The organism is Rhizobium sp. SRDI943 (assembly GCF_057653695.1).
On the sequence record NZ_JBYGKN010000002.1, the window covers coordinates 1,012,065 to 1,030,051 of the forward strand.

General features: G+C 62.3%; 16 protein-coding genes. 8 read left to right on the forward strand and 8 right to left on the reverse strand.

The window, feature by feature from the left end; genetic code table 11:
* From hutU to hutI, 4 genes are read right to left on the reverse strand one after another with little or no spacing between them, the layout of a single operon-like run.
* The gene (hutU, locus tag AC245Y_RS29060) at positions 1 to 1,674 is read right to left on the reverse strand and encodes a urocanate hydratase (RefSeq protein WP_017996604.1); all 1,674 of its coding nucleotides are present in this window, start codon (positions 1,672 to 1,674) and stop codon (positions 1 to 3) included.
* Positions 1,675 to 1,698: 24 nt separating this feature from the next.
* Positions 1,699 to 2,520, reverse strand: coding sequence for an N-formylglutamate deformylase (hutG, locus tag AC245Y_RS29065; RefSeq protein ID WP_017996603.1), 822 nt, complete (start codon positions 2,518 to 2,520; stop codon positions 1,699 to 1,701).
* 1 nt (position 2,521) lies between these two features.
* Positions 2,522 to 4,057 (reverse strand): histidine ammonia-lyase, encoded by a 1,536-nt coding sequence (gene hutH, locus AC245Y_RS29070; protein WP_017996602.1) that lies wholly within the window; start codon positions 4,055 to 4,057, stop codon positions 2,522 to 2,524.
* A complete protein-coding gene (gene hutI / locus AC245Y_RS29075; protein WP_017996601.1) occupies positions 4,054 to 5,316 on the reverse strand; it encodes an imidazolonepropionase in 1,263 nt (420 codons plus the stop codon). Before hutI ends, hutH begins: the two co-directional genes overlap by 4 nt.
* A gap of 122 nt (positions 5,317 to 5,438) precedes the next feature.
* Here hutI and AC245Y_RS29080 point away from each other — a divergent pair, with 122 nt between their 5' ends.
* Both AC245Y_RS29080 and hutC (AC245Y_RS29085) read left to right on the forward strand, forming a co-directional pair.
* Positions 5,439 to 6,785 (forward strand): formimidoylglutamate deiminase, encoded by a 1,347-nt coding sequence (locus AC245Y_RS29080; RefSeq protein ID WP_017996600.1) that lies wholly within the window; start codon positions 5,439 to 5,441, stop codon positions 6,783 to 6,785.
* 118 nt (positions 6,786 to 6,903) lie between these two features.
* Positions 6,904 to 7,623, forward strand: a complete 720-nt coding sequence (gene hutC, locus AC245Y_RS29085) for a histidine utilization transcriptional repressor HutC (RefSeq protein WP_017996599.1) — start codon at positions 6,904 to 6,906, stop codon at positions 7,621 to 7,623.
* A 321-nt stretch (positions 7,624 to 7,944) separates the two neighbouring features.
* Here the strand turns inward: hutC (AC245Y_RS29085) and AC245Y_RS29090 are convergent, their stop codons facing one another.
* The 3 genes from AC245Y_RS29090 to hutC (AC245Y_RS29100) all read right to left on the reverse strand — a co-directional run bounded on the left by AC245Y_RS29090 (position 7,945) and on the right by hutC (AC245Y_RS29100) (position 9,938).
* Positions 7,945 to 8,712, reverse strand: coding sequence for a Crp/Fnr family transcriptional regulator (locus AC245Y_RS29090; protein WP_020487107.1), 768 nt, complete (start codon positions 8,710 to 8,712; stop codon positions 7,945 to 7,947).
* Positions 8,713 to 8,821: 109 nt separating this feature from the next.
* A complete protein-coding gene (locus AC245Y_RS29095; RefSeq protein ID WP_026157627.1) occupies positions 8,822 to 9,058 on the reverse strand; it encodes a DUF6894 family protein in 237 nt (78 codons plus the stop codon).
* A gap of 124 nt (positions 9,059 to 9,182) precedes the next feature.
* Positions 9,183 to 9,938, reverse strand: a complete 756-nt coding sequence (gene hutC, locus AC245Y_RS29100; protein ID WP_017996595.1) for a histidine utilization transcriptional repressor HutC — start codon at positions 9,936 to 9,938, stop codon at positions 9,183 to 9,185.
* Positions 9,939 to 10,135: 197 nt separating this feature from the next.
* On the opposite strand from hutC (AC245Y_RS29100), the gene AC245Y_RS29105 reads away from it, so the two are divergent.
* The 5 genes from AC245Y_RS29105 (at position 10,136) to AC245Y_RS29125 (ending at position 14,924) form a co-directional block, all read left to right on the forward strand.
* Positions 10,136 to 10,978 (forward strand): transporter substrate-binding domain-containing protein, encoded by an 843-nt coding sequence (locus AC245Y_RS29105; protein ID WP_012763417.1) that lies wholly within the window; start codon positions 10,136 to 10,138, stop codon positions 10,976 to 10,978.
* Positions 10,979 to 11,195: 217 nt separating this feature from the next.
* The gene (locus AC245Y_RS29110; protein WP_003554213.1) at positions 11,196 to 11,921 is read left to right on the forward strand and encodes an ABC transporter permease; all 726 of its coding nucleotides are present in this window, start codon (positions 11,196 to 11,198) and stop codon (positions 11,919 to 11,921) included.
* Between the two features lie 10 nt (positions 11,922 to 11,931).
* On the forward strand, positions 11,932 to 12,636 hold the full coding sequence (locus tag AC245Y_RS29115) for an ABC transporter permease (protein ID WP_017996594.1): 705 nt from the start codon (positions 11,932 to 11,934) through the stop codon (positions 12,634 to 12,636).
* A 27-nt stretch (positions 12,637 to 12,663) separates the two neighbouring features.
* Positions 12,664 to 13,440 carry an ABC transporter ATP-binding protein gene (locus AC245Y_RS29120; protein WP_017996593.1) on the forward strand — a complete coding sequence of 259 codons (777 nt, stop codon included), beginning with the start codon at positions 12,664 to 12,666 and terminating at the stop codon, positions 13,438 to 13,440.
* Positions 13,437 to 14,924 (forward strand): HAL/PAL/TAL family ammonia-lyase, encoded by a 1,488-nt coding sequence (locus tag AC245Y_RS29125; RefSeq protein WP_017996592.1) that lies wholly within the window; start codon positions 13,437 to 13,439, stop codon positions 14,922 to 14,924. Before AC245Y_RS29120 ends, AC245Y_RS29125 begins: the two co-directional genes overlap by 4 nt.
* Positions 14,925 to 14,931: 7 nt before the next feature.
* On the opposite strand, the gene AC245Y_RS29130 is transcribed toward AC245Y_RS29125, so the two are convergent.
* Entirely contained in the window at positions 14,932 to 15,474 is a 543-nt protein-coding gene (locus AC245Y_RS29130) for a hypothetical protein (protein ID WP_017996591.1), read from the reverse strand.
* A 702-nt stretch (positions 15,475 to 16,176) separates the two neighbouring features.
* On the opposite strand from AC245Y_RS29130, the gene AC245Y_RS29135 reads away from it, so the two are divergent.
* Entirely contained in the window at positions 16,177 to 17,778 is a 1,602-nt protein-coding gene (locus tag AC245Y_RS29135) for a DUF1254 domain-containing protein (protein ID WP_017996590.1), read from the forward strand.
* The last annotated feature ends 209 nt before the right edge of the window (positions 17,779 to 17,987 follow it).

Genomic DNA, 17,987 nt, shown 5'->3' on the forward strand with positions numbered 1-17,987 from the left:
TCAGTTCCCGAGAATGCCGGGCAGGCGCAGGCCCTTTTCCTTGGCGCAATCGATGGCGATCTCGTAACCGGCATCGGCGTGGCGCATGACGCCGGTCGCCGGGTCGTTCCAGAGCACGCGCTCGAGGCGTCTTGCGGCATCGTCCGTGCCGTCGGCGCAAATGACCATGCCGGAATGCTGCGAGAAGCCCATGCCGACGCCGCCGCCGTGATGCAGCGACACCCAGGTGGCGCCCGACGCCGTGTTGAGCAGGGCGTTGAGCAGCGGCCAATCGGAGACGGCGTCGGAACCGTCCTTCATCGCTTCGGTCTCGCGGTTGGGCGAAGCAACGGAGCCTGAGTCCAGATGGTCGCGGCCGATGACGATCGGGGCGGAGAGTTCGCCTGTTCTCACCATCTCGTTGAAGGCGAGGCCGAGCTTGTGACGGTCGCCCAAGCCCACCCAGCAGATGCGCGCCGGCAGGCCCTGGAAGGCGATGCGCTCCCTGGCCATGTCGAGCCAATGATGCAGGTGCTTGTTGTCAGGCAGCAGCTCCTTCACCTTGGCATCGGTCTTGTAGATATCCTCCGGATCGCCGGAAAGGGCCGCCCAGCGGAAGGGGCCGATGCCGCGGCAAAACAGCGGCCGGATATAGGCCGGCACGAAGCCCGGGAAAGCAAAGGCGTTTTCGAGGCCTTCATCCTTGGCGACCTGGCGGATATTGTTGCCATAATCGAGGGTCGGCACGCCGGCGTTCCAGAAGGCGATCATCGCTTCGACATGCTCGCGCATCGAGGCGCGCGCCGCTTTTTCCACGGCCTTCGGATCGGTTTCGCGCTTTGCCTTCCATTCGCCCATCGTCCAGCCCTTCGGCAGGTAGCCGTTGATCGGGTCGTGCGCCGAGGTCTGGTCGGTGACGATATCGGGGCGGATGCCGCGGCGGACCATCGCCGGCAGGATTTCGGCGGCGTTGCCGAGCAGGCCGACGGATTTCGCCTCGCCGGCCTTGGTCCAGCGGTCGATCATCTCAAGCGCTTCATCGAGCGTCTCGGCCTTGGCGTCGACATAGCGGGTGCGCAGGCGGAAATCGATCGAATCGGGATTGCATTCGACGGCAAGGCAGCAGGCGCCGGCCATGACGGCGGCGAGCGGCTGGGCGCCGCCCATGCCGCCGAGCCCGCCGGTCAGGATCCATTTGCCCTTGAGATTGCCGCCGTAGTGCTGGCGGCCGGCCTCGACGAAGGTCTCGTAGGTGCCCTGCACGATGCCCTGGGTGCCGATATAGATCCATGAGCCGGCCGTCATCTGGCCGTACATGGCGAGACCCTTCTTATCCAACTCGTTGAAATGATCCCAGGTCGCCCAATGCGGCACGAGGTTGGAATTGGCGATCAGCACCCGCGGCGCATCCTTATGGGTGCGGAACACGCCGACCGGCTTGCCGGATTGCACGACTAGGGTTTCTTCTTCCGTCAGCGTCTTGAGCGTCGCGACGATGCGGTCGAAATCCTCCCAGGTCCGGGCGGCGCGGCCGATGCCGCCATAGACGACGAGCTCGTTCGGATTTTCGGCGACGTCGGGGTCGAGATTGTTCATCAGCATGCGTAGCGGCGCTTCGGTCATCCAGCTTTTGGCATTGAGATCGTTGCCGTGGGGCGCGCGGATTTCGCGGATATTGTGGCGTGGATTGCTCATGGCGGTTCCCCTGTCGAGAGATCGTTATCGTTTCAGGCCTGGCGCAATCTGTTCGATGCGCACCAGAATGTTCTTGAGATGGACGCGAAGTCTGTCCGCCTTGGCGGCGTCATAGGCAAAGGGCGCCGCCTCGCTCTGCAGATGCGTCGATTGCGCGAGCTCCATCTGGATCGCGTGCACGCCGGTTTCGGGCCGACCATAGTGGCGTGTCGTCCAGCCGCCCTTGAAACGACCGTTGAGCACGCTGTCGTAACCCTCAGCGGCTTCGACGACGGTAAGCGTCGCCTGCTCGATCGCGCTGTCGCACGTCTTGCCCATATCGGTGCCGATATTGAAATCCGGCAGCTTTCCTTCGAACAGGAAGGGAATGTGGGAGCGGATCGAATGGCAGTCGTAGAGGATCGCGACGCCGTGGATTGCTCTCACGCGCTCGATCTCGGCGGCAAGGGCCGCGTGATAAGGAGCATGAAAGTCCCGCAGCCGCGCCGCGATATCGGCCTCGTCGGGTGTGGCGCCTTCCTTCCAGATCGCCTTGCCGTCGAAATCCGTCTGGGGAACGAGGCCGGTGGTGTTCTGGCCGGGGTAGAGGCTGACGCCGGCCGGATCGCGGTTGGCGTCGATCACGTAGCGGTGGAAGGTGGCGCGCACCGTCGTGACATTGTCGAGCAGGCCATCATAGAGCTGGTCAATGTGCCAATCGGTGTCGGCCAGCATCCTGCCATTGTCGTTGAGCCGGTCGGCGATCTCAGGCGGCACCTCGGTGCCGGTATGGGGGAAGCCGAGGATGACGGGGGAGGTGCCTTGGCGACTTTCGCACGGGGCGGAGACTGTTTCCTTGATCGTCATCTCAGCTCTCCAGAACCGGCAAGATCCCAGAGGAAACCGAGGCGTTCAGCGCACCCGTCGCCACCAGTTCGGCAGCGGCGGCGAGGTCGTTTGCCATGTAGCGGTCAACGTCGAGGCTCGCCACCTTGGTGCGGATGACACTGATCGCCTTGCCAAGCACCGGGCTGGTCGACAGCGGCGCGCGCAGTTCGACGCCTTGGGCGGCGGTCAGCGCCTCGATGCCGATGATGCCGAACAGGTTCTCGGTCATGGCGAGCAGGCGACGGGCGCCGTGGCAGGCCATCGAGACATGGTCTTCCTGATTGGCCGAGGTCGGGGTCGAATCGACCGAGGCCGGGTGCGACATCTGCTTGTTTTCGGACATCAGCGCCGCTGACGTCACCTCGGCGATCATCAGGCCGGAGTTCAGGCCCGGCTTCTTGGCGAGAAAGGCCGGCAGGCCGTAGGAGAGGGTCGGATCGACGAGCAGCGCGATGCGGCGCTGCGAAATCGCGCCGATCTCGCAGACGGCGAGCGCGATCTGGTCGGCGGCGAAGGCGACGGGTTCGGCGTGGAAATTGCCGCCGGAGACGACCGAATTGTCCGAAAGCACCAGCGGATTGTCGGTGACCGCGTTGGCCTCGATTTCGAGGGTGCGGGCAACCGAGCGCAGCAGATCAAGGCAGGCACCGTCGACCTGCGGCTGGCAGCGGATGCAATAGGGATCCTGCACGCGCTCGTCGCCCTCGATATGGCTCTGGCGAATGATGGAATTTTCGAGGAGCGCCCGAAGTGCCGCCGCCGTGTCGATCTGGCCCTTATGGCCGCGCAATGTATGAATATCCGGATGAAAGGGCGCCGAAGAGCCCATGGCGGCATCGGTGGACATGGCGCCGGTAATCAGCGCCGCCTGCGCGGCGCGATGGGCGCGGAAGAGGCCGGCAAGTGCCAGCGCCGTCGAGGTCTGGGTGCCGTTGATGAGAGCGAGACCCTCTTTGGCGGCGAGCACCACCGGTTTCAGCCCGGCCTTTTCGAGGGCTTGCGCTCCTGAGAGCCGTTCGCCGGCGAAGAAGGCTTCGGCCTCGCCCATCATCACCGCCGCCATATGGGCAAGGGGCGCAAGATCGCCGGAGGCGCCGACCGAGCCCTTTTCCGGGATCAGCGGAATGACGCCCTTTTCCAGCATAGCTTCGATCAGCCGCACCAGCTCCAGCCGCACGCCCGAGGCGCCGCGTCCGAGCGAGACCAGTTTCAGCGCCATGATCAGCCGCACGATATTGTCGGGCAGCGGCGCGCCGACGCCGCAGCAATGCGACAGAATGAGATTGCGCTGCAAGGTGGTCACATCGGCGCTGTCGATCTTGATCGAGGCGAGTTTGCCGAAGCCGGTATTGATGCCGTAGACCGGCGCGTTGCCGGCGGCGATCTCGGCGATGCGGGCAGCGGCCTTGGCGATCCCCGCATCGAAGGCGGGATCGAGCCTTGCCGGCACACCGGTCCAGTAGATAATTTCCAGATCCTTGAGCGAGACGGAGCCCGGGTGGAGCGTGATGGTCATCGACCGTTCCTTTCGCCCTTGAAGACGCGTGCGTGAAGCGGATTGAAGCCGATGCGGTAGACGAGCTCGGCGAGGCTTTCGATATTCCAGATGGCGAGATCGGCGGATTTGCCGGCTTCGAGTGTTCCCGTCTTGTCGAGCAGACCGAGCGCGCGCGCACCTTCGCGGGTGGCGCCGGCGATGCATTCCTCGACGGTGAGGCCGAAAAGTGTGGCCGACATGTTCATGGTGAGCAACATCGAGGTGAGCGGCGAGGTGCCGGGATTGCAATCGGTGGCGATCGCAATCGGCACGCCTGCCCGCCGCAGCGCCTCTACCGGCGGCTTCTGCTTTTCATGGATGGCGTAGAAGGCGCCGGGGAGCAGCACGGCGACGGTGCCGGCTGCGGCCATCGCCGCAACGCCATCTTCGTCGAGATATTCGAGGTGATCGGCTGACAATGCGCCATAGGAGGCGGCGAGCCTGGCGCCGCCAAGATTGGAGAGCTGCTCGGCATGCAGCTTGACCGGCAGGCCGAGCGCTTTGGCCTTGTCGAAGACGCGGGCGATCTCGGTGGTCGAAAAAGCGATGCCCTCGCAGAAGCCGTCGACGGCATCGGCAAGACCGAGGCCATGCATGTCGTCGAGACCGGGCAGGACGACATCATCGAGATAATCGCCGTTGCGACCCTTATACTCCACGGGCGTCGCATGGGCGCCGAGATAGCTGGTGGCGACGCGGACCGGTCTGATATGGCCGAGCAGGCGGGCGCTCTGCAGCATCTTCACTTCACCGGTCCGGTTCAGCCCGTAGCCGGACTTGATCTCGATCGTCGTCACACCTTCGGTAAGCAGCGTGTCGAGCCGCGGCAGAGCGTGCGCGACAAGCTCCTCGACCGACAGCGCATTGGTTGCCTTCACCGAGGAAACGATGCCGCCGCCAGCGCGTGCGATCTCCTCATAAGTCGCGCCTGCCAGGCGCATTTCGAACTCGCGGGCGCGATTGCCGCCGTGGACGATATGGGTGTGGCAGTCGACGAGACCGGGCGTTACCCAGCGGCCTTCGAGATCGACGATTTCGGAATGTTCGATGGCCGATGCCGGCAGGTCGCTTTCGGCGCCGGCAAAGGCGATGCGACCGTTTTCGATCAGCACGGCGCCCTTTTCGACGATGCCGAGGCCTTCTTTAGCAGACGCCAGCGTGGCCAACCGCGCATTGCGCCACAGCACTGGGTGGGTGTCGGCAGATGGGGCTTCGTCTGAAAAAATGTTCCCGGTCATCAGCTTTGCGCCTTTCCTTATGCCAAAACATGTATATACATAATCGACAGGTGACAAGAGAAATTTTGTGCGCTTTTCTGGAAAAGAAAGATCGGCGGCACGGCAAGAGGAGAGGGAAGGTCATGACCATACTTCACGCAGACACGGCGCTGACGCCGCAGGGTTGGCAGAAGGATGTGCGGCTGACGCTTAAGGCCGGGCGTATTGCGCGGGTCGAAATTGGCACTTCTCCCGAGCCCGGCGACGAACGCCATGCTCTCCTCGTTCCTGCCATGGCGAACCTGCACAGCCACGCCTTCCAGCGGGCGATGGCCGGTCTTGCCGAAGTGCGCGGCCCGGCCAATGACAGCTTCTGGAGCTGGCGCACGGTCATGTACAAGTTTGCCTTGGCGATGACCCCTGAGCATGTCGAGGCGGTCGCGGCCAAGCTTTACGCGGAGATGCTCGAGGCCGGTTTTTCCCGCGTCGGCGAGTTCCACTATCTCCACCACGACAGGGATGGCGGCACCTACGCCAATATCGCCGAGCTTGCCGAACGCATTGGCGCGGCAAGCCAAGAGACCGGTATCGGCCTGACACTGCTGCCGGTCTTCTATGCCCATTCCGGCTTCGGCGGCGCTGCCCCCATCGATGGTCAGCGGCGTTTCATCAATTCGCTCGAAAGCTTCGAAAGGCTGATGGAGGGATGCCGGGCAGTCGCCGGCCGGCTCGACGGCGCCGAACTTGGGCTCGCACCGCACAGCCTGCGGGCGGCGACACCGGAGGAGCTCACAAGGCTGGTGCCGATGGCCGGCGACGGTCCCATCCATATCCATGTCGCCGAGCAGGTGAAGGAGGTCGAGGACTGCATTGCCTGGTCCGGCGCGCGGCCTGTGCAATGGCTGCTCGATCATGCGCCTGTGGATCAGCGATGGTGCCTGATCCACGCGACGCACATGACCGAGGATGAAACGCGGCGGATGGCGAAAAGCGGCGCGATCGCCGGCCTTTGCCCGATCACCGAAGCCAATCTCGGCGACGGCGCCTTTGCCGCGCCGCTTTTCCTCGAAGAGGGCGGGCGTTACGGCATCGGCTCGGATTCCAACGTGCTGATCTCCGTGCCGGAGGAACTGCGCCAGCTCGAATATTCGCAGCGCCTGGCGCTTCGCGCCCGCAACGTCGTCGCAGCACCCGGCGGTTCGACGGCGCTTTCGCTGTTCACACATGCGCTTGCCGGCGGCGGTGCTGCGCTGAAAGCACCGGCGGGTCTTGCTGAGGGCCATCACGCCGATATCGTTTCGCTCGATGCCACGGCCGTTCCCTATCTCGCAGGCGACCAGATCCTCGACCATTGGGTGTTTGCAGGCGGCGTTTCCGTCGACTGCGTCTGGGCGCGCGGCAGCAAACAGGTGGAGGGCGGTCGCCATCTCAGGCGCGATGCCATCGACCGGCGCTTCCTGGCTGTCATGGGTGAACTGCTGGCCGCCTGAAAAAGAGCTTTTCCTGTCCAGGCATTCGAATTAGAGCAATTCCAGCAAGTGTGGAGCGGTTCGCGTCCGGGATTGCGTAAAAACAAAGAGATAGCGGGAGACCAATCGGAACGTGGCGATGAACCAAAGCAAGGATCCCACCTTGCACCAGCGCATCCTCGGCGACATCGAGGGCCGTATCGTCTCGGGCGATTGGCCGCCGGGGTACCGCATTCCCTTCGAGGTCGATCTCGCCACGCAGTATGACTGCTCGCGCATGACGGTGAACAAGGTGCTGACCCAGCTTGCCAAGGCCGGCCTGATCGAGCGCCGCAAGAAGTCCGGCAGCTTCGTCACCCAGCCGCAGGCACAATCGGCCATTCTCGAAATCCACGACATCAAGGCCGAGGTGCGGTCGCTGAACTTGCCCTATTCCTATGCGGTTTCGAAGAAGGTGAGCCGCAAGGCGAAGGCGGACGACAGTCGAAGGCTGGAACTGCCTGTGGCGTCCTCCGTCGTCGAAGTCGTCTGCATCCACAATGCCGGCGCGCGGCCCTTTTGCCTGGAGGAGCGGCTGATCAGTCTTGCGACGGTTCCAGAAGCCGCCGATGCCGATTTCCTGACGACGGCGCCAGGCCCCTGGCTGCTGAACCAAGTGCCGTGGAGCACGGCCGAACATCGGATCCATGCCGTCTCGGCCAATGCCGAAGTGGCCGCAGTCCTGGACATCGCTCGCAATACCGCCTGTCTCGTGGTCGAACGCCGCACCTGGAGCAATGCTGGCCCGGTAACGCATGTGCGGTTCACCTATCCGGGCGATCGCCACGCGTTGGTGGCGCGTTTCACGCCGGCATCGTGATAGAGAGCGCAATCCAACCGGCTGGTGCCCGGTGACGAACCAGCTGGATCCGCCCATGGCCGGCTGTCGGAACTGCTGGGCATGAGGGCCGCCGGCAGCGTCACCGTCCGTCATGTGATCAGCAAGACCCCTAAAAATCAGTGGTACGTCGCGGAGGCGGCCAAAGTCATGCGTTCTTTCCGCCGGGAACGCGATCGGCCGCTGTTGGGTGGCTTGCGCGTCAAGCTCTGGCTGGGCTGGGTGATAATTTGCCGGCATTAGCTGACCGCGGCGGCGGTATCGAGGCGAATGGTCGAGCACAGCGCGGTCGCGGGAGACTGCTCAAAGCATACCGTGAAGGGGATTTCCGTTTGGATGGACGGGAAGTAGCGACGGCCGCGCCGACGTCTCGATCAGCCGCTCGTACTCCTGCTCCGGCACCCCGTAGCAGCCATCGGCGATTTCGATCAGCATGTCGCGATCCAGGATGCGGACGTTGCCGCGTGTCGATTTGATGGCGTAGATGCCCTCAAGGATGTGCAGCTCATCGGTGACGCCCGCCCGCCTGACGCCAAGCATCAGCGCCAGGAATTCGTGCGTCAGTGGCAGATCATTGCCGTCGATACGGTCGTGACACATGAGCAGCCAGCGCGCCAGCCGCTGATGTACGTTGAATTTGGCGGCGGCCAGCGCGCTGTGGGCAAGCTGCAATTCGCAAGTGTGGACATAACGCAGCAACAGTTGCCGCACCTCTGGGTGTTCAAGGATCGGAACAAAATGCTCCGTGGCCACCTGAAGCCCGTGGCCCGGCACCTGCATGAAGGTACTGTTCGGGGTTCGGTCGACGCCCAGCACAACGGGATAACCGGCAATCCCTTCGCGCCCGATGTGGCGGATTTCAACGCTTTTGCCGTCCGAGCTTTCCGCAACCATCGAGGCGAGGCCGCTTTCGATAAAACAGACATGCTCGATCGGCTTGCGCGGCAGCACGAGCGCGTGCTTGACTGGAAGATCGACGGGTTCCAGGAACGGCGCCAGACGCCCGAAGGCTTCCTCCGGAAACCGGCGCAGCAATCTATTCTTGGTCCCGCTCTGCCTGATTATTGTCATGATAGCACCGCTTTGGTGACCAACGCGACGCCACTCCTATGGTTCAGAGAGTTCACGCTCTGTCTGATTTTGACAATAAGGCGGCTTTTCAGCATCGACGCCGATGGACCTAGTTCAACTGAACCGCCGACCGGAAGGGAACGGTTGCGACCAACGAGCCGTCTTCGGTCATGATCTCGAAAGCGTCTCCGTCCGTGGGATCGCCCATGCGGATCCTTTCCGCGACGATTTCGCGGGCGGCGGCCGTTGCTTCCTCGAACGCCAGCTCGGGCGTGGCTAGGTCAATGCCTTCCAGATCTTCATTGAAGACATCGTTCCTGCGGACGTGGAAAAAATACTTCGGCATCGTTTGCTCCATCAAGAAGGCCCCCTAACCTCTCAAGCGGGAAGTTGTTCCTCCCGAACCTGATCGCACCCCTCACTCCCGCCGATGGTATTGCGCGGTCCCATATACAACATCGCGAGCGTTTTCATTCCTCGAACATCTTGCCGCTGCGCGCTTCCAGCCGATAGCGGTGGCCGGGATAGACGAGGCGGGCGGTCGAGACCACCTGTTTCGCCGACCATGTGCGCCGGCGGATCGTCAGGCACGGTTCGGTCTTCATGATGGTCAAGAGCTTGCATTCCCAGGCCTGCGGCATCGCCGCCTCGACGACATGCTCGGAGCCGCTAAGCGGGGCTGAGGCCGTCAGATAGGCGTTCGGCGTCAGCGTCGAAAAATCCTGGTCGAGATATTCAGGCGCGGCCTCCGGATGGACGAAACGGTCCTCGATCTGCACGGGAACGCCGTTTTCGCTGTGGACGATCAACGAGTGGAAAACCGCAGCACCAATCGGCAGTTCGAGTGCGTCGGCAACCTCGGGAGAGGCGGCTTCCTGGGCGAGAACAACGACGGAGGCCTCGTGGACATGACCGCGTTCGGCGATTTCCTCGGCAATGTTGCGGACCTCGAACAGTGCCGAATATCCCTTGCGTTCGGCAACGAAGGAGCCGACGCCCTGGATGCGGACGAGTTCGCCTTCGTTGGCAAGTTCGCGTAAGGCCCGGTTGGCGGTCATCTTGCTGACGCCGAGTTCGACGACCAGCTCGTTTTCCGACGGCACCCGGTATTTCGGCGGCCACTCGCCGCTCTGGATGCGGTCGAGGATCACCTGCTTGACGCCGGCGTAGAGCGGCGTGCTGTCATTTTCCGCCAGCTCGCGCTTCATCTCGCCGGGACGTTTCATTGCCTATTCCTTTTGCACGAATGGAATTCGCCACATAAATCGACTTTCCCACTTGCATAACACAAAATATTTCATATGGTACCATATACAACCTCCCAATCGGTCCTTGAAACAGAAATAGGACGGGAAAGGGCAAGCCGGCGAAGATCGGCCGTGGTGCCGCAAGGTCTGTTTCAACTCCAGAGGAGAATTCATCAATGAAATTCAGCGCAATCCTGTTTTGCGGCGTGGCGGCTTTTTCCGCTTTCGCCGCCCCTGCCTTTTCCAAGGACTGGACGAAGGCGACCATTACGCTCGAAGGTGCTTACGCGCCCTGGAACCTCACCAATGCCGACGGCACGCTTGGCGGCTTCGAACCGGAACTCGCAAAGGTGCTCTGCGAGCGCGCCAAGATCGAGTGCACGCTGGTCGCCTCCGATTGGGATGGCATGATCCCGGCGCTCAACGCCGGCAAATTCGACGTCATCATGGATGCGCTTTCTATCACCGAGGAGCGCAAGCAGGTGATTGGTTTCACCATTCCTTATGCCGCTACTCCTGCTGCCTTCGCCACCGCCAAGGACAGTCCGCTGGCAAAGGCCGCCGGCACCGGCGCCACGATCAAGATGACCCCCGGCCAGACCGGCGTGAAGGAGATCGACGCGCTGAAGGCCGCCTTCAAGGGCAAGACGATCGGCATCCAGGCGGCAACCGTCTATGCCAAGTTCGTCTATGACAATTTCGGCGATATTGCCGAGATCCGCGAATACAAGACCGGCGCCGACCGCGACCTCGACCTGCAGAACGGCCGTATCGACCTTGGCTTCGACGACGCCGTCTATTTCGCCAACGCGTTTAAGGCGGCCAACGACACGCTCGACTTCACCGGCCCCGAGATCGTCGGCTCGATCTGGGGCGAGGGCGAAGGCCTTGGCGTCCGCAAGGCCGATACCGACCTGCGCGACAAGTTCAACGAGGCGATCAAGTCGACGCTTGCCGACGGAACCGTCAAGAACCTGTCGATGAAGTGGTTCCAGGTCGACGTCAGCCCGCAGGAATAAGCGTTTCGGCCTTTCGGCCTCATACAGGTGTCTCCGGCTTTATCGCCGGAGACAGCATGCTCGAACAGGATGTTTTCAGGCCCGGCCGGCCTAAAAGCTGATCCTGTTCTAAAGAAAAGAGTTAGAGCATGATGTCTTCCGAAAGCCGCTCACACTTTTCGGCATCATGCTCTGGTGTCAATCCGCAAAACACTGCCACGGACGGGGAACGGACGATATGGCAAGCTTGGAACTGCTCGGCTTCGGCTCGACCGGATGGGGCGCGCTGCTCATTGCCGCTGCCTTGATGACGCTGGCTGTCACGGCCACAGCGCTGGCGATCGGCGCCGTGCTCGGCGCGATCGTCGCTGCGGCAAAACTCTCCGGTAATCTTGTCCTCGTCACGCTCGGCAACGTCTATACGACTGTGTTTCGCGGCGTGCCCGAGCTGCTGATCATCTATCTCATCTATTTCGGCGGCTCCTCGGCCGTCACCTCGATCGGCCAGGCGATGGGTTACGAAGGTTTCCTCGGCCTGCCCTCCTTTATCGCGGGCGCGCTTGCCGTCGGCATCATCTCCGGCGCCTATCAGGCGGAGGTGTTCCGCGGCGCTTTTCTCGCCATCTCCAAGGGCGAGCTCGAGGCAGCCTCGGCGATCGGCATGCATCGCGGCATGCGCCTTCGCCGCATCATCATGCCGCAGGTGTTTCGCCTCGCCATCCCCGGCCTCGGTAACGTCTGGCAGCTCAGTCTCAAGGATTCGGCGCTGATCTCCGTCACCGGCCTTGCCGAACTGATGCGCACCAGCCAGGTGGCGGCGGGCTCAACCCGGCAATATTTCCTGTTCTTCATCGCCGGCGGCTGCCTCTATTTGCTCCTGACCAGCCTTTCTGACCGCATCTTCAACGGGGCGGAGCGCCGCGCCAATCGCAGCATGCCGGCATCCGCCATGGGCCAGGCGTAAGGGGGCGACAATGGATTTCACCTTCATCGCATCGACCTTGGTCACCCTGCTCAAGGCCGTACCGACGACGCTCATCCTGTTTTCGCTGTCGATTATCACCGGTGGCCTCTTGGCGCTCGTCATCGTCTGGATGCGAACCAGCGGCAACCCGGTGCTGTCAAGCTTCGCCAAGGGTTACATCTTCATCTTCCGCGGCTCGCCGCTGCTGATCCAGATGTTCCTGGTCTTCTACGGTCTCGGCCAGTTCGGCTTCATCCGTTATTCCTTCCTCTGGCCGTTCCTGCGCGAGCCGATGGTCTGCGCCGTGCTGTCGCTGGCGCTCTGCACCGCCGGCTACACGGCGGAGATCTTCCGCGGCGGCATTCGCGCCGTCTCGCCGAAAGAGATCGAGGCGGCGCGCTCTATCGGCATGTCCGGCTTCCTGCTGGTCCGCCGTATCCTGGCGCCGATCGCTTTTCGCCACGCGCTGCCGGCCTATTCCACCGAGATCGTGCTGATGATGAAGTCGACGGCGCTCGCAAGCCTCGTCACCGTCTGGGAGGTCACCGGCGTCGCCCAGCGGCTGATCTCACAGACCTACCGCACGATGGAAGTCTTTCTCTGTGCTGCGATCATCTATCTCGTCCTCAACTTCATCATCCTGCAGGGCATGGCTCTGCTCGAATATTCGCTCTCCCGACACCGCCGCGCGGCCCCGCACGCGCTGAAGGCGTAAGCAGTTTTTGACCCGATTGGAGCACCCATGCCAGGCGTAACCCGACTATCGGTCCGCAATATCCGCAAGAGCTTCGGTACGCACGAGGTGCTGCGCGGCATTTCCCTCGATGCTGAAGACGGCGATGTGATTTCGCTGCTCGGCGCCTCCGGTTCCGGAAAATCGACCTTTCTGCGCTGCATCAACATGCTCGAAACCGCAAGCGACGGCGAGATCTGGGTCGACGGCGAGGAGATCCGCATGGTGCACAAGAACGGCCGGAGCAAGCCGGCCAGCCAGAAGCAGGTGGACCATATTCGCTCCGAACTCGGCATGGTGTTCCAATCCTTCAATCTCTGGTCCCACATGACGATCCTGCAGAACGTCATCGAGGGCCCGATCCACGTGCTGAAGCGGCCGCGGGGCGACTGCATCGCCGAGGCTGAAGCGCTGCTCGAAAAAGTCGGTATCGCCGACAAGCGCCACGCCTATCCCGCCCACCTCTCCGGCGGCCAGCAGCAGCGCGCGGCGATTGCCCGGGCGCTGGCGATGAAGCCGAAGGTGATGCTCTTCGACGAGCCGACTTCGGCGCTCGATCCGGAGCTCGTCGGCGAGGTGCTGCGCGTCATGCGCTCGCTTGCCGAGGAAGGCATGACCATGCTCGTCGTCACCCATGAGATGAGCTTTGCCCGCAACGTCTCGAACCGCGTCGTCTTCATGCGCGAAGGCTTGATCGAAAGCAGCGGCAAGCCGGAGGAAATGTTCACCGGCGGCGCGACCCCCGCCTTCCGCCAGTTCATTGGCCATTTCGGAAGCGGTCAATGACGGTCACCATCGATGCAGGGCTCACCTGGCGCGAAGTCGCGCGCGTTGCGGCCGGGGAAGAGCTTGCGCTGTCGCCCGCCGCCTTTGCACGTGTCGAGCAGGCAAGCCGCATCGTTGCGCGCATCGTCGAGACCGGTGCGCGCGCCTATGGCATCAACACCGGCGTCGGGGCGCTGGCCGATACGGTGGTTGATCGCGCCTCGCAGAGCCTGTTGTCGCGCAGCATCGTGCTCAGCCATGCCTGCGGTGTCGGGCCGTTGCTTGCCGCCCGCGAGGTGCGCGCCATCATCGCCGCTGGGATCGCCAATTTCGCACATGGCCATTCCGGGGTGCGGCGCGAGATCGTCGAGCATCTTGCGGCACTGCTAGAACATGATTGCATTCCGGATGTGCCGTCGAAGGGCTCTGCCGGTTATCTCGTCCACAATGCCCATATTGCCCTTGTTCTGATCGGCGAAGGCAGCGCTCAGTTGGATGGTCGGCGCATGAGCGGCCGAGAGACGCTTGCCGCGATCGGCCTCGAGCCCTTGGTGCTTGGGGCCAAGGAGGGCTTGAGCCTTGTCAACGGCACGGCCTGCGCCACCGGCCTGACCACTGTCGCGCTATCGCGCGCCGAACGGCTGCTCGACTGGGCCGATGCGATCGCAGCACTGACGCTGGAAGCGGCGGGCTGCCAGATCGGCGCCTTCGACGAAGTCGTACTGGCGCTACGCCCATCGGCGGGAATAGAGAACGTAGGAGCGAGCCTGCGCGCGCGGCTTCAGGGCAGCGGTCTTGTCGCCGCCGCCTTCGGCCGGCGCACGCAGGATGCGCTCAGCCTTCGTTCGGTGCCGCATGCCCATGGCGCAGCCCGCGATGTCTTCGACAATTCCGCCCGCGTCGTCGATCAGGAACTTGCTTCGGTGACGGACAATCCGGCTGTCTCGGGCACGCCGGAGCAGCCGATCGTCTCCTCCGAAGCCCATGCGGTCGCCCCGGCCCTTGGGCAGGCGGCCGATAGCCTGGCGATTGCGCTCGCACAGATCGGCGCGATCAGCGAGCGGCGCATGGACCGGCTGGTCAATCCGCTGGTGAGCGGGCTGCCGCCGTTTCTGGCGAGCGATGCCGGCAGCCATTCCGGCTTCATGATCGCCCAATATACCGCCGCCGCCCTCAGCAACGAGAGCCGCCGCCTTGCCGCACCCGCGGCCTTGGACGGCGGGCTGACCTCCGGCCTGCAGGAAGATTTCCTCGCGCATCCGACAGCTGCCGCCGGCAAGCTGCTCGCCGTCATCGACAATGCCGAATATATTCTGGCGATCGAGCTGATGGCCGCTGCCCAGGCACATGATTTCCTGGCGGCGACAGCGCCGCGGGCCGCAGGCACGGATCTCGTCTATCAAGCCGTGCGGGAACGTGTTTTCCATTATCGTGACGAACGGCCGCTCAACGGCGATATCGAGGCTGTGCGCAGCCTGATCCGCGAGACTGCGCCGCCGCTATAGTCGGCTGTCAGAACGGCTGAGTTTCGGAATTCTGCGTTGGCTTTTCGCCGGCCTCGAGACGTTTGAGGCACTGGAGATAAGTCGGGTAGAGCTGCTCCACCCGCGAGAGCGGCAGCGTCCAGTCGCCTTCGTCGCCGGCAAAGGTGATCTGCACGTCAGGCATTCCGGCAAAGGAATTCTTGATGATCTTCTTCAGCCCGGCGCTCCCCTTGCTGGCCAGGCCCCAGAGGCGAAGCGTGTTCTTGTCGAAGAAATCGGCAGCGATTACTTTCGTTACCGTACGATCGGTCAGCGTCACCTCGGTCTTGGTGCCGGCCGGAATGTCCCATGTGGTCTTTGCGACCAGCCAGAATGTCTCGGTCGCGCTCTGGCGGAATTCCATGGTCTTGCCGATCTCGCTGTCCCACAGCAGGCGGCAATAGGGATGCGGGCTCTCGTTGGCGAAGCCGACCGACCATTGTCTGGCGCCGCCTATCCATTCGGTCTCGCCGAAGGCTGAGACCGGCTGCAGGGCGGCTGCCATCAGAACCATCACAGCCGGAATTTTCATCGCTCAAGTCTCCAACGCCATCGGCTCCAGCGATAGCAAAAGAAGGTTGAGCCTTTGCTACTAAGGCGACCGCGTCTTTTCAGACGCGTATTGGACGCCGTCGCTTATGACTTGCTGGTGTTTCGCGATGGGTGCGATACAGCGAAGAATCCTAGATCAGCCCAGTCGAGAGCAGCCATCAATCAGGGGCGGCCCCGACCTTTGGCGTTCCGGGGTCGATAGCAGCGGGCACCGGCGATCGTTGACGCCATAGACCACTCACTTCAACATCGCGCCAAGACGCCCGACATATCATCAAGCCTCAGGTGAAGAACGGGGCCGGAGACGGATATTCGCGGCTATTCGTACATCGCGCTTCCTCGAATGTGCTTCTGATTTCAAGATGCCCTTTAGGGCAATACCCGCGGTGCGGCCAATTTGATAATATTCCGGCGTTGTGGGAGAGATGAAGACCGCGTCAACGGAGCCAGTGAGAAACCTTGGCATCTTCGCGCCCCCGTGGTCAGCGTCGGTATAATTGTCCTGCCTCGCATGGTTATGGCTAGAGCCTGGCGTGCGTATTCGACCGATAATAGACGTCATATTTAGCCTGTCAGCTGAATTGCCGAAGGAGCTGCTCGACGGCGACGAGTACCGGCACGACCTGAGACTTCACGAGCCTTCAAAGCGTTGCCTACCAACGACATCGAATTGGAGAGTGCCATGAAAGCAGAACTGAGAGCCACAGCGCTTTTCGTTGCGCTCGGTGTGTCGATCCCGCTGCACGCCGCCGACGTTCCCCCATCGATCACCACGCCAGACAAGGTTGAAACCCACATTGGCCCTCTTGATTTCAAGGACGGTGCGCCGAGCAAGGCGACGCTGGGTAAAGTCTATGACGCCATGGACTTCGCGAACGCGCAACGGGCGTTTGCCGACACCTTCCAGGGCGTAAGCATACACGCAATACGAAAGGGGCTGCAAAGGGTCGGCGTGAAAGACAATGAGGCGATCATCTTTTCCGAGTTGATGGACGCCAAGTCTTTGTGGCTGACCACCAATGCCGACACGATTTACGCCGTGGGCGCTCTGGATCTCACCAAGGGCCCGATGGTCCTGGAAACCGCTCCGGGTTTTCTTGGAGCTGTCCAGGACTCATGGTTTGGCTGGATCATCGACATTGGCTTGCCTGGGCCGGATCGTGGCGAAGGCGGAAAGTATCTGATCGTCCCTCCGGGCTACGATGGCCCGCTGCCGGAGGGGGGGTTCAATATCGCCCGATCACCGACGAATTTTGTGATGTGGTTTGCACGATCATTTCTCGAAAACCATGGCGATCCCAAGCCGGTGGCCGATACCATGCGGAAGTTCACCAAGATCTATCCCTATGAACCAGGTGGCCTCGGCTCACCCATATCCGAGTTCCTTGCGGGAAAAGGCAAGTTCGGTCGCATCACCCCGGCCGCTCCGGCCGTATTCCATGAAGCGAGCGGCAAAGTGATGAACACCGTCCCGCCGAATGATTTCACCTATTTCGAGATGCTCGACGAGCTTGTGCAGCAGGAGCCAGCCGCATCGCTCGCCCCTGAACTGATGGGCCCCATCGCCGCGATCGGCATCGTCAAGGGCAAGCCTTTCGCGCCTGACGCGAGGATGAAGAAGATTTTGACCGAGGCCGTCACCCAAGCCAACGCCATCTCGCGCAGCCTTTTCATGAACCCTCGCGATCCGGACTGGTTCTACTATCCGGGTTCGACCTGGTTCAACCCGCTGTTCGTTTCCGGCTACCAGTTCGAGACGCCGATCCCCTTGGTCACGAAGGAGGGCGTCAAGCCGTTTCCACCGACGGGCTATCGTCAACTGGAGGCGCGTCGATGGTACTTCTATGGCGTCACGGGCATCACACCGGCCATGGCCATGCGCGTGCCTGGGATTGGCTCGCAATATCTGTTCGCAACACTGGACGCGGACAAGAACTACTTCGACGGCGGCAAGACCTATAAGGTGACCCTTCCAAAGGATATTCCGGAATCGAACTTCTGGTCACTGACGCTCTACGACAACCAGACGCGCTCAATGCTCGATACGCCACAACGGTATCCTCGAGCTGGGAGTCAGACGTACCCATCACCGGCCGCAGAGGTGGCCGCCGACGGCACCACTACCGTGTACTTGGCTCCTGAGCAACCAAAGGACGTAAAGCGTGGAAACTGGATACAAACCGTGCCCGGCAAGGGCTGGTTCGCTATCCTGCGACTCTACAGCCCGCTCGATCCGTTCTTCGAAAAAACCTGGAAGCCGGGCGACATCGCGCCGGTGAATTGACCTAAAGGAAAAACATATGCAGGCGCATCTCCACCCTCGTGTCGGCGGCCGATTGTTGCGGTCGGAAAGCGGACTCCTGGCGCTTGACTTTGTTGGTGGAGACGGGCGCGAGCTTGCCTGGCGAAGACGGATTTGCTGTGACGCCTTTCGCGTCGAGGCTCTGGCATAGTCAAGGCGTGGAAGCACGATCAGCCAGGCCGGCCGTGGGA